This window comes from Mycobacterium sp., from assembly GCF_019243155.1.
Lineage (GTDB): Bacteria > Actinomycetota > Actinomycetes > Mycobacteriales > Mycobacteriaceae > Mycobacterium.
On record NZ_JAFAUS010000472.1, the window covers coordinates 1 to 10,646 of the forward strand.

Annotated in this window: 13 protein-coding genes; 7 read left to right on the forward strand and 6 right to left on the reverse strand. The window is 65.7% G+C overall.

Features of this window, described 5'->3' with window-relative positions:
• Both JOZ00_RS23805 and JOZ00_RS23810 read left to right on the forward strand, forming a co-directional pair.
• A partial coding sequence (locus tag JOZ00_RS23805; RefSeq protein WP_293349018.1) for an FAD-linked oxidase C-terminal domain-containing protein occupies nucleotides 1–364 on the forward strand: 364 nt, incomplete at its 5' end.
• Between the two features lie 79 nt (nucleotides 365–443).
• On the forward strand, nucleotides 444–1,070 hold the full coding sequence (locus JOZ00_RS23810) for a class I SAM-dependent methyltransferase (RefSeq protein WP_293349021.1): 627 nt from the start codon (nucleotides 444–446) through the stop codon (nucleotides 1,068–1,070).
• 2 nt (nucleotides 1,071–1,072) lie between these two features.
• On the opposite strand, the gene JOZ00_RS23815 is transcribed toward JOZ00_RS23810, so the two are convergent.
• The 4 genes from JOZ00_RS23815 to JOZ00_RS23830 form a co-directional block, all read right to left on the reverse strand.
• Nucleotides 1,073–1,609, reverse strand: coding sequence for a TetR/AcrR family transcriptional regulator (locus JOZ00_RS23815; protein ID WP_293349024.1), 537 nt, complete (start codon nucleotides 1,607–1,609; stop codon nucleotides 1,073–1,075).
• A 16-nt stretch (nucleotides 1,610–1,625) separates the two neighbouring features.
• Nucleotides 1,626–2,447 (reverse strand): thioesterase family protein, encoded by an 822-nt coding sequence (locus JOZ00_RS23820; RefSeq protein WP_293349027.1) that lies wholly within the window; start codon nucleotides 2,445–2,447, stop codon nucleotides 1,626–1,628.
• 17 nt (nucleotides 2,448–2,464) lie between these two features.
• Complete coding sequence (locus JOZ00_RS23825) at nucleotides 2,465–3,283, reverse strand: SMP-30/gluconolactonase/LRE family protein (RefSeq protein WP_293349030.1); 819 nt, start codon at nucleotides 3,281–3,283, stop codon at nucleotides 2,465–2,467.
• A gap of 73 nt (nucleotides 3,284–3,356) precedes the next feature.
• Complete coding sequence (locus tag JOZ00_RS23830; RefSeq protein ID WP_293349033.1) at nucleotides 3,357–3,833, reverse strand: SRPBCC family protein; 477 nt, start codon at nucleotides 3,831–3,833, stop codon at nucleotides 3,357–3,359.
• A 132-nt stretch (nucleotides 3,834–3,965) separates the two neighbouring features.
• Here JOZ00_RS23830 and JOZ00_RS23835 point away from each other — a divergent pair, with 132 nt between their 5' ends.
• Genes JOZ00_RS23835 through JOZ00_RS23845 form a run of 3 tightly spaced genes read left to right on the forward strand, consistent with a single transcriptional unit; the run spans nucleotide 3,966 to nucleotide 6,949 of the window.
• Nucleotides 3,966–4,847 carry an acyl-CoA thioesterase domain-containing protein gene (locus tag JOZ00_RS23835; protein WP_293349036.1) on the forward strand — a complete coding sequence of 294 codons (882 nt, stop codon included), beginning with the start codon at nucleotides 3,966–3,968 and terminating at the stop codon, nucleotides 4,845–4,847.
• A gap of 17 nt (nucleotides 4,848–4,864) precedes the next feature.
• Nucleotides 4,865–5,785: an LLM class F420-dependent oxidoreductase gene (locus tag JOZ00_RS23840; RefSeq protein WP_293349039.1), complete on the forward strand. Its 921-nt coding sequence runs from the start codon at nucleotides 4,865–4,867 to the stop codon at nucleotides 5,783–5,785.
• Complete coding sequence (locus JOZ00_RS23845; RefSeq protein ID WP_293349042.1) at nucleotides 5,786–6,949, forward strand: acyl-CoA dehydrogenase family protein; 1,164 nt, start codon at nucleotides 5,786–5,788, stop codon at nucleotides 6,947–6,949. It begins immediately after the preceding gene.
• Here the strand turns inward: JOZ00_RS23845 and JOZ00_RS23850 are convergent.
• Together JOZ00_RS23850 and JOZ00_RS23855 are read right to left on the reverse strand one after the other, a co-directional pair.
• Nucleotides 6,933–7,619, reverse strand: coding sequence for a DUF427 domain-containing protein (locus JOZ00_RS23850; protein WP_293349045.1), 687 nt, complete (start codon nucleotides 7,617–7,619; stop codon nucleotides 6,933–6,935). The genes JOZ00_RS23845 and JOZ00_RS23850 overlap by 17 nt on opposite strands.
• A gap of 9 nt (nucleotides 7,620–7,628) precedes the next feature.
• Entirely contained in the window at nucleotides 7,629–8,123 is a 495-nt protein-coding gene (locus JOZ00_RS23855; protein ID WP_293349048.1) for a helix-turn-helix domain-containing protein, read from the reverse strand.
• Between the two features lie 89 nt (nucleotides 8,124–8,212).
• Here JOZ00_RS23855 and JOZ00_RS23860 point away from each other — a divergent pair, with 89 nt between their 5' ends.
• Both JOZ00_RS23860 and JOZ00_RS23865 read left to right on the forward strand, forming a co-directional pair.
• Entirely contained in the window at nucleotides 8,213–9,133 is a 921-nt protein-coding gene (locus JOZ00_RS23860; RefSeq protein WP_293349051.1) for an NAD(P)H-binding protein, read from the forward strand.
• Nucleotides 9,134–9,198: 65 nt separating this feature from the next.
• Nucleotides 9,199–10,368: a CoA transferase gene (locus tag JOZ00_RS23865; RefSeq protein ID WP_293349054.1), complete on the forward strand. Its 1,170-nt coding sequence runs from the start codon at nucleotides 9,199–9,201 to the stop codon at nucleotides 10,366–10,368.
• The last annotated feature ends 278 nt before the right edge of the window (nucleotides 10,369–10,646 follow it).

Consider the following 10,646-nt stretch of genomic DNA (forward strand, 5'->3'; position numbering starts at 1 on the left):
CGGCCCGCCGCTGAAGTTCGACGTCTCGCTGCCGCTGTCGTCCATCGACAGATTCGCAAGGGAGGCAGTCGATTTGGTCGGCAAGCACGCTCCCGACGCGCTGCCGGTGCTGTTCGGTCACATCGGTGAGGGCAACCTGCACCTCAATGTCCTGCGGTGCGCGAGCGACCGGGAGCTGTATGAGCCGATGATGGACCTGATCGCGCGCTGCGGGGGCAATGTCAGCTCCGAACACGGTGTGGGCACCCGCAAGCGGCCTTACCTCGGCATGTCACGGGAGCCGGCCGACATCGCCGCGATGCGGGCGGTGAAGTCCGCGTTGGACCCGAGCGGTTACCTCAACGCCGCGGTGCTGTTCGACTAGCCTCAATAGCGAAGTTTCTAAAACTCCGCCGATGGGAATCTATTTCGCCATGAGTGGGGCGCTCCCGACCTTGAAGCACATGAAACAGGTTGAGAGAAGGCTGTATTGGCGGCTGCTGTTTCGGCAGCTGGGGGCCGGGGAAGGGTCGAGCTCTGCCGAAGAGTTGCTGTATCTGACACATCTCGCCCGACGCATCAACGCGCGCTCGATCGCGGAAATCGGTTTCAACGCCGGATGTTCCAGTTACGCGATGCTCAGGCATGTGCCCGACGCCACGGTGGTTTCGTTCGACCTCGGCGAACACGCCTCAGTCGCGGTCAACAAAAAGCTGATCGACAAGAAGTTCCCGGGCCGTCACACACTCATCACCGGCGACTCGCGCGAGACGGTTCCCGCTTTTGCGGACGCCAATCCCGATCTGCGCTTCGACCTGATATTCATCGACGGCGGCCACCAATACGAGGACGCGCGCGCCGACATCGTGAACATGCGTGCCCTCTCCTGTAAAAGCACCGCGGTCGTCATGGATGACCTGGTGCCGTGGCAGTCCTATGGCGCCGGCCCGACGAAGGCGTGGGAGGAGGCCATTGCCGACAACTTTGTGCGGCAAGAGGAGTTGTTTCAGAACGGCAAGCGCGTACAGCGAGCGGAGCCACCCGGCTTTCGGGCGTGGGCGCTGGGGCGATACGTGTTCGGTCAGACGTAGGGTCAGCTGCCCTTGATCCCGACCGCGTGCCGCAACTGCGCGAGGAACTGATCGGCGTCGTCGCTGCGAACGATATAGTGCGAGATGGCGATTCGGATCACCGTCGCCGCCTTCACCGCGGCATTGGGTCCTGGCAGGTGGCGCTGCAGGCCTTCACGCATCTGCGGGATGACCCAGGAGAACTGGGCGATGGTGTGCTCGGGTTCGACGTCGACCATGCGGACACCAGAGTACGAATGCTGATACTCGACGATGAACCGCAGTACCGCGTCGAGCTTGTCGACCCCCTTCAGCCCCGCGGTGGCCTTGACCAAGCCGGTTTCGAAGACGTGTCGTTCGTAGCTCGAAAAGGCCGAGAGCAACTCCTCTTTCGACGCGAACCAGCGGTACAGGGTTGGGCGCGAGACGCCCGCCTGGGTAGCGACGTCGGACAGGCTGAGTTTGGTCTTGCCATTTCGGCCGAGCACCTCGGCGGTGGCGGCAAGAATCTTCTGCCGGGTCGAGGTGTCGGTGTCCATCGTCTGCGCCGACTGACTCATGTTTTCGCTCCCTCAGTCAGTCCCGGCGGGGCCGTTTGCGCACCAGCACGCACTGCTGGATGGCGCCGACCGCACCGCGCTCGTCGAACAATGTGCCCACCGTCGTCCCAATGCCGTCCGGCCCGTAATCGGTCTCCGCGCGAATACCCACCCAGTCACCGTCTGGAACGCGGAACACGTGTACGGCCAGGTCGGTGTTCAGGAACGTCCACTTGGTGATGTCCAGCTTGCTGCCGATGCCGTTGGCGCAGTCGGCCACCGCGAACAACCGCTCCAGCTGTGTCATGGTCTCACCGTTGACGAGGTCCACCATCGGGTTGATCCACGATTCGCCGGGGCCTTCGCTCAGCGGCTCGGTCAGCCAGAGCCACTCGAGGCTGTGGACGTAGTTGCGGTCCCAATCCCGCGCCTTGAGATTGCGGTTGTAGGCCTCGGCTCTCGGTCCGGGCAGCGGCGCCGCGGCATGAGCCACAGCCTCGGTCTCCTGCTGCTGCAGGCGCCACCCGCTGGCCCGCGCAACCGGCCGGGGCTGACCGTCCGGACCCGGCGCCAGCATCTCGGCGGTTACCAGCTCGATCTGCTTGCCGCCACGCTGCAGTTGCGAACTGACCCACAGGTCTCCCTCGGCCGGCACCCCGCCGAGGAGGTCGATGACGACCCGCCCGATGCGGGTGTCGTCCCGCTGTTCACACCGTTCCAGCGCCCGGACCAGCAGGGCTGACACCGGGCCGCCGTGCTGGATCGCCGACGACCAGGTGCCGCGCGCCAAATCCGTCGCCCGAAACTTCTGGCCCAGGGTGTCGGCGTCGTCGATCAGCTCGTAATAGGAATCGGTCACTCATGCACCTCTCGGGGTCAAGGCAAGCCGGCGCCGGGAGTGCCGACAGTGACGGCGTCCAATCGGGAAAGCCGGGTGCCGACCAGGCGCTGAGGATACGCGTCGGTACTCGACAACAGAAACAGCGTGCGGCGCTCGGGGCCGCCGAGCGCGCAGGCGATGGCGACCCGGTCGCCGATGTCGATGCGGTCCGTCACCTCGCCTCCCGCAACGATTCGTTCGAACTGATGGGCCAGGGTCATCGACGCCCACACCGCTCCGTCGGCGTCCAGTGCGATGCCGTCCGGCGGACCGTCCAGGCCGTCGGCGAACACCCGCCGCTCGGCCAGCCCGCCGTCACCGGAAATGGTGAACGCGCTGAGCCGGCGGCCGGTCGACTCGGCGACGATCAGCGTCTTACGGTCCGGCGTGATCACCATCCCGTTGGGAAACTCCAGGTCGTCGGCCACGATCGTCGCGCTGTCGTCCGGATCGAGGCGGATGATGACGCCGCCGGTGAAGGCCTGCGACCCGATGTACGCACGGCCCGCGTCGTCGATGACCATGTCGCCGAGGTTGGCCGGCGCGAGGTCGGCGAGGTCGGCGATGGTCGTGACGGTCTCGCCGTCGTAGCGCAACACCTGCCGGTCTTCGGTCGACGCGATCAGCAGGGACCCGTCCGGGCGGAAACCCAGACCCGACGGGCTGCGCCCGGGCAGTTCCAGCGTGGTCAGCGCGCCGCGCATGGTGGTGGTGTGCACCGCTTCGCCCAGCATGTCGGAGAACCACAGCAGGCCCTCGAACCAGCGCGGGCCCTCGCCGAAGCAAAACCCGTTGGCCAGCGGCTCGGGAATCATCCGCGCACGCCTTCGGGCACTACTCCCGCTTTACAAAACACAGCAAAAGTGTCACGTACCGCGGGTACCGGTGTCAATGTTGCGGCTTGGCGAGTTCGCGCGCGACGGCTTCATGGTAGGCGTCGATCTTCGCTGGATTGACCTGCGCAAAGAGTTGGTCCGGCAGCGGCGCGTGCTTATCCGCCTCGATCGTCATGGTCCGGGCGAACAGTGTGATGTCCCGCCCGGGCCGGGTGAACCGGTACGTGACGGTGATCCGGCCCGGCATTCCGCCGTTCCCTTCGCGATCGTGACCCAGGCGGCCGACCGAGGTGAACACGAACAGCCGGGGCCGATCGGCGGTGGCCAGCTGCCAGCTGAAGATCCGGTTGCCGTCCGGACCTGCTTCCTCCCAGGTGTCGCCGACCTTAAGTGGAAGCGACGGCAGGTTGCCGATATGAGCGCTGCCGGGGTAGGTCTTCGTCCAGTTCTCCGGGTTGGTGACGAAGTCGTAGACGGTTTCGGCGCACTCGCTGAAAGCGGTCTCTGAAGTGCTGGTTACGATGCCCAATTCCGTTGCCTCTCTGTGCTTTTCGTTGACCGAGTAACCCACCGGGTTGCCGTGTTGTTAGTCAAGCTTTACAAATCCTACTCAAAGTGTCACGCTGAGCCGTGAGCTGCAAGCACGAGAGGTGGAGCGAATTTGACCACAGAATCTGAGCAGACGCAGTGGTCGGTGCAGAGCCTGCTGGATCTGTTCGATGTGCAGGCTGACGGGCCCGACCGGTTCACCGGCGACACCGGAATCGCCGGTCAGGACGGCCGGCAGGTCGTGGAGGGCACCCAGGTTCTCGCGCAGGCCATCGTGGCTGTGGCAAAGCGATTCCCGGACAAGTCGGTGCGCTCGGCGCACGCGGTGTTCTCCCGTGCCATCACCGTCGGACCGCCGATCGAGTTGATCCTCGACGTCGTGGCCGAAGGCCGGTCCACGGCCACCGCCGTGGTCGCCGTGCACCAGAACGGCCGGCGCTGCCTGAGCATCACGGTGCTGGCGGACGTGCCGACGGCCGACGTCATCCGCCACCACCTGCCACGGCCCGACGTCGCAGCGCCGGCCGACGCCAACTACTCGGAAATGCCGATGGACGGGCGGGAGTTGCGTCTCGTCGACGTCCTCGACGTCAACAGCCCCGACGAGGTCGGGCCGCCGGAGCTCTACGCCTGGCTGCACTACGACCCGATCCCGGCCCGCGACGACCTGGCCAAAGCGCTCATCGCCTACTTCACCGGGCATCTGGGGATTTCCACCACGATGCGCGCGCACCCGGGCATCGGCACCAGCCAGGCACACCTGACGGTGTCCACCGCACCGATGAGCATCTCGGTCGCGTTTCACGAACCGCTGCGCTGGGAGGGCTGGCTGCTCTACACCCACGAGAGCACCCAGGTCGGCGCCGGGATGTCCTACGTGCGCGGCGCCGTCCACGCCGAAGAGGGCGACTTGCTGTGCTCGTTCGCCCAGGAGGCGCTGATCCGGCCGTTGCGCACCACCGACACCTCGATCGACGCCAGCGCTCGATTCTGACGACCGGACAGCCGCCGATGCGCTTCACCTTCACGCACCCGATGCACAGTCATCCGTACAACCCCGAGTTGGTGAGCGGGGAGGGGATCGCGAAGGTGGCCGCCGCCGCCGAGGCGGCGGGCATCCACGGTTTCGGATTCACCGACCACCCCGCGCCGTCGCAGCGCTGGCTTCAGGCCGGCGGCCACGATGCCGTCGACCCTTTTGTGGCACTGGGCTACGCTGCCGCCCGTACCACGACCCTGCGGCTGATCCCCAACATCGTGGTGCTGCCGTATCGAAACCCGTTCGTGGTGGCCAAGTCTGGTGCGACCCTGGACCTGCTCTCCGGCGGCCGCTTCACGCTCGCGGTGGGTGTGGGCTATCTCAAGAGGGAATTCGCGGCATTGGGCGTGACGTACGACGAGCGCGCCGAACTCTTCGAGGAAGCACTGCAGATGATCCGGGCGATCTGGACCGGCGACGACCTGACCTTCGAGGGAAAGCACTTCAGCGCCAAGGGAATCACGGCACATCCGCGACCGGTCAGCAGCCCGCATCCGCCGATCTGGATCGGCGGCAACACCACGACCGCCCGGCAGCGGGTCGCGCAGTACGGTGACGGCTGGTGTCCCTTTCCCGCCCCGCCGCAACTGGCGCAGACGGCGGGCACGGCGTCGATCACCACCCCCGAAGAACTGTCGACGGCCATCGACGATCTGCGGCGCCGCTGTGAAGCCGTCGGCAAGGACTGGTCGGCACTCGACATCACCTTCACCAACTTCGAGGGTGGCAACCCGTCCAGCGAAGACTTCAACGCCGACGCTTACCTCGGTGGCCTGGAAAAGCTTGCCGCCGTTGGTGTTACGTGGGTCAGCGTGCATCTGCCCGGGGACAGCATCGCGCATGCGCTCGACACACTCGAGCGTTTCCGCACCGAGGTCATCGACGCGATTTAAATGGACTTCTCACACGTCGACCTTTCTCCCGAGGATCAGGAATTCTTTGATCAGACCCGGGAGTTCATCGCCAAGCACGTCACCGACGAGGTGCGCCGGCGCGACCGTGAACTCGGTGAAAACTTCGACGAGCAGGTGCATTTGGCCCTGGGTGAACAGGGTTATCTCGCCAGGAGCTGGAAGCTGGAATCCGAAGGCGGGTTCACTGCAGTCCAGCGCAGAATCTTCGAGCTGGAAATCGCGCGGGCGCACACGCCCTGGTACCACTGGGGCACCACGTCCGTGGTCGCGCGGTTGGTGCAACAATTCGGCGCGGCCGAACTCAGCGACAGGGTCCTGCCCGGGGTGCTGGCCGGCGACATCCGGCTGTGCCTGGGCTACACCGAGCCCGAGGGTGGATCCGACGTCGCCACCTGCAAGACTCGCGCGGCGCGCGACGGAGATGGATCTAGCTGGATTATCAACGGCTCCAAGATGTTCACCTCCAACGCGCAGAACGCGCAGTACGTCTTCCTGCTCACCAACACCGACCCGCAGGGACCGAAACACAAGAACCTGACCATGTTCCTGGTGCCGCTCGATTCGCCGGGCGTCGACATTCAGCCGATCCGTACCGTGGACGGTGACCGCACCAACATCGTCTTTTACAGCGACGTCCGCGTGGACGACCTCTACCGGATCGGTGAGGTCAACGCCGGCTGGACGGTGATGCGCTCCGCGCTGGACTCCGAGCACGGCCTCCTCGACGCGGAAGACCACGGCCTGCAGAACATCGCCGCGATGTCGGAGCATGGCCGGCTGATGGCCGAGGCCCTGGACGGAGTGGCCGCACAAGTGGGCCAACAGGATTCGCTGGACGACTCGGTGAAATACCGGCTGGGGCGCAGCGTCGCGCGGATGGAGGCGGCGCTGTCCACCCCCGGGATGTTCGGCCGTGTGGCGTTGGCTCAGACGATGCGGGACATCTCCCCGGATTTGATGGACATGATGGGGACCGCGTCGGTGTTGCCGACCGATACCAAGGGCTCCGCCGACGACGGCGCGGCGGAATACCTTTTCCGGTTGGCGTTGCCGATGGGAATCTACGGCGGCACACTGGAAGTCTTCCGCAACATGATCGCTCAGCACGCGCTGAAGCTGGGACGCCCTAGCTACGGGGCCTGAGGGGAAGTTCGGCGAGCACGTCGACGCGGGCATCGTCGAAGCTCAGAAAGCCTTTGATGGGAAGGCTTTCCGGTGGTGGGTCCGGATAGCACCAGGCGACGTCCGGCAAGACGAGGTCGTCCAGGCCGAACGACCAGTACTTCGCAAAGCCCTTGTAATTGCAGTAACTCGACGTCTGCGAGGGTTGCAGTAGATCGGTGCGCACGTGGGACGGATCGACGTAGAGCCGCGGCTCTAGCGCGGTCTCGAACAGGATCATCGTGTCCTCGGTGTCGACCAGTGTGGCGCCGTTGATCGCAACGCGCAGGCGACGTTTCGTCGGGCGGCAGTCGATGCGGTGATACGGATTGGGCGGGTAGTGCACCAGCTTGCGGCCTTCCTCGAGCCACACGTCCACCGCATCCCATGGAACTCGGACGAAGCCCGGCGCCTCCGGTTCGGGCTCGGCCGGTAGGTCGCCGATTTCGTCGGCCGGGAAGACGTAGCTGAGCGGCTGACCGCGCCGGTGCACCATGAGCGCGCGCTCGGTGTCGATCACCGGGCGCCCGTCGCGCAGTGCCTGTACCCGTCGCGGATGTGGCTCGATGTAGACGACTTCACCGGGTAGTGCGGGGGCGAACCGCCCGGCCGGATCACTGCTGAGCGGACCACGTCCGGCGACCAGACTCATAAGGCGAGGCTAGACCTTGTTGCGGCGCGATTCACGCCCGCTGCGCCGTATTTGGATATCCGAAGACCGCTTGACAGGGGCGTCGGACTCGGGAGTCACCCGGACCCCGAGGCATTCGCCGGTGCCGGCGTCGACGAACGACAAGGTCGCCCGCCCGCCCTGCAGGTACTTGTCACCCCATTGCACCAGCGACAGGAAAACCGGCAGCAGATCTTCCCCCGCCTCGGTCAGGCGGTACTCGTCCCGGGCCCGCCTGCCCGGCTCCTGGTACGGGGTGCGGTTGACGATCTGCGCGGACTCGAGCTGTTTGAGCGCCCGCGACACCGCCGGCGCCGACGTCTGAATCCGCTCCACGAAATCCTCGAAGCGCGTTGTGCCGAAAAACAATTCGCGAATAACCTGAAATGTCGTCTTGGTGCTCAGCAACTCGAGCACCTTCGACATCGAACAGCCGTCGCCGATCGACCACTGCTGCCGATCCTGCAGCCGCTTCTCGAACTCCATCCGGCTCCTTCTAACTAACGTTTGCATTACTCAGATATTCGTGCTTAGATCATAACTAACGGAGACGTTAGTCAGCAAGGAGGCAAGAGATGCCAGTGGATCAGTTGTTCCTCATTACCGGCGCGACCGGCAATACCGGTGCGCCCACCGTCGAAATGCTGCTCGATGCCGGGCATCGGGTGCGGGCCTTCGTGCATCGCACGGATCAGAGGTCGGAGGCACTGGCGGCCAGGGGCGCCGAGATCGTCGAAGGCGATCTGCTCGATTTCCGGGCGGTCAGTTCGGCCATGTCCGGGGTGGGCGCGGCCTACTTCTGCTACCCGATCGCACCGGGCAGCCTGGTGCTGGCCACCACGATCTTCGCGCAGGCCGCCAGCGAAGCCGGTGTGCGGGCCGTGGTCAACATGTCGCAGATCTCGGCGCGGCGCGAAGCGAAAAGCAATGCAGCACAGCAGCACTGGCTTGCCGAGAGGTTACTGGACCGTGCCGCATTCGGCACCACGCACCTGCGCCCGACCTTCTTCGCCGAGTGGCTCAAATGGCAGTGGATGCGTGACGGCAACGAGGGGGTGCTGCGGTTGCCGTTCGGCACCGGGCGGCACGCGCCCATCTCCGGGGTCGACCAAGCCCGGGTGATCGCCGCGATCCTGCAGAATCCCGCCCCCCACGACCGCCAGATCTACCCGCTGGTCGGCTCCCGGGAACTCGACCACTACGGCATCGCCGACGAACTCTCGGACGCGCTCGCCATGCCCGTCCGCTACGAGCCGGTCGATATCCCGACGTTCGCGGCCGTGCTGACCGATCTGGGACGCACGGAGTTCTTCGTGCAGCACATCAGCAGCGTCGCCCAGGATTACCAGGACGGCATCTTCGCCGGGGAAAACAATCTCGTCGAGGTCATCAGCGGACACAAGCCCATGTCGGTGGCCGACTACGTCAACGCCAACCGCGCGGCATTCGACCACGACGGTCCCTTCGCAGCCCGAAAGCAGCCTTTGGCGAGCTGATCGGATTCCTGGAAAACACCGAAGAATGCGTGCACTCGGTTGGGCCAGACGGTAGGAACGAACCCATGGCCGGACCGGTGGAAGGCATCAAAGTCGTCGAGCTCGGAGTCTGGGTGGCCGGACCGGCCACCGCCGGCATCCTGGCCGACTGGGGCGCCGACGTCATCAAGATCGAACCGCCGACGGGCGACCCCGGGCGCCTGTTCGGCCGGATGCTCGGCTGCGATCTGGGGGTCAACCCGCCGTTCGAGATGGACAACCGCTCCAAGCGCAGCATCGTCTTGGATCTGTCGGCCGAAGCAGACCGCGAGACCGCGTTCGAATTGCTCGCTGACGCAGACGTTTTCGTCACCAACGTCCGTCCCGGCGCGCTGGCGCGGCTCGGATTCGACTACGAGTCCGTGTCGTCCCGCAACCCCAGGCTGGTTTACGGGCTCATCACCGGATACGGCGAGACCGGACCCGATGCCGATCGCGCGGCGTTCGACGTCGCCGCCTTCTGGTCGCGCGCCGGTGTGGCGAGCCTGCTGACCCGGCCCGGGGACACACCGCCGTTCCAGCGCGGCGGCATGGGGGATCACTCGGCCGGCATGACACTCGCCGCGGCGGTCTGCGCGGCGCTGCTCGCGCGCGAACGCACGGGGACCGGCCAGCTGGTGACCACGTCGCTCTATCGCCAGGGCGCCTACACCGTGAGCTTCGACCTGAACACCTACCTGCTGACCGGCCAGCCGATCGCCGTCGGGCAACGCGAGACGATGGGCAACCCGTGCATGAACAACTACGCGGCCGGCGACGGGCGCCGATTCTGGATCGTCGGCCTCGAGGGCGACCGGCATTGGCCGCCGCTGTGTCGGGCCGTCGGCCACCCCGAGTGGCTGGACGATCCCCGGTTCAGCGACGCCGGCGCCCGCTTCGTCAACTCGAGGGAGTTGATCGGCGAACTGGACGCCGCCTTTGCCACGCGCCCACTGGACGAATGGGCGGAGATCTTCAAGGGTGAACCCGATTTCTTCTGGTCCCCGGTGAACAGCCTCGAAGATGTCGTCGCCGATGAGCAGTTCCATGCCGCGGGAGGCATCGTCGACGTGCCGGATGGCGAAGCGAGCGTGCCGATGGTGGCCACACCGGCGGATTTCCACGGCACACCCTGGGCACCGCGTTCTGCGGCACCAGAACTCGGGCAGCACACGGACGAGGTTCTCGCCGAATTGAAGGCGCGCCGCGGTTCCTGACGAGCGACCGGAAGCTTTACAAATTTCGGCAAAAGTGTCACGCTGTCCCGTGAGTCGCGTCGCGCGCAGCGGATGCGACGCAGCCCCATGACGAGGAATGGATCGATGGCCGCTCCAACGTTTGACGTCAGGAAGAACAACCGGGCCGGCGCGTCGCACGCGACGGGCGCCGACGGTGAATGTCTGCGATATCGGCTCGACGTCGTCGCCGCCAGCGCCGCCGACGTCGTGCAATCGGCGGGCGGTTGGCTCTACGACCGGGCGATGGCCGGTTGGGA

What these genes read in the sequence shown, in the direction of transcription:
- JOZ00_RS23855 (WP_293349048.1), bottom strand. Translation starts at nt 8,123, where the DNA reads ATGGAGTTCGAGAAGCGGCTGCAGGATCGGCAGCAGTGGTCGATCGGC.
- JOZ00_RS23860 (WP_293349051.1), top strand. Translation starts at nt 8,213, where the DNA reads ATGCCAGTGGATCAGTTGTTCCTCATTACCGGCGCGACCGGCAATACC.
- JOZ00_RS23810 (WP_293349021.1), top strand. Translation starts at nt 444, where the DNA reads ATGAAACAGGTTGAGAGAAGGCTGTATTGGCGGCTGCTGTTTCGGCAG.
- JOZ00_RS23865 (WP_293349054.1), top strand. Translation starts at nt 9,199, where the DNA reads ATGGCCGGACCGGTGGAAGGCATCAAAGTCGTCGAGCTCGGAGTCTGG.
- JOZ00_RS23840 (WP_293349039.1), top strand. Translation starts at nt 4,865, where the DNA reads ATGCGCTTCACCTTCACGCACCCGATGCACAGTCATCCGTACAACCCC.
- JOZ00_RS23850 (WP_293349045.1), bottom strand. Translation starts at nt 7,619, where the DNA reads ATGAGTCTGGTCGCCGGACGTGGTCCGCTCAGCAGTGATCCGGCCGGG.
- JOZ00_RS23825 (WP_293349030.1), bottom strand. Translation starts at nt 3,283, where the DNA reads ATGATTCCCGAGCCGCTGGCCAACGGGTTTTGCTTCGGCGAGGGCCCG.
- JOZ00_RS23815 (WP_293349024.1), bottom strand. Translation starts at nt 1,609, where the DNA reads ATGAGTCAGTCGGCGCAGACGATGGACACCGACACCTCGACCCGGCAG.
- JOZ00_RS23845 (WP_293349042.1), top strand. Translation starts at nt 5,786, where the DNA reads ATGGACTTCTCACACGTCGACCTTTCTCCCGAGGATCAGGAATTCTTT.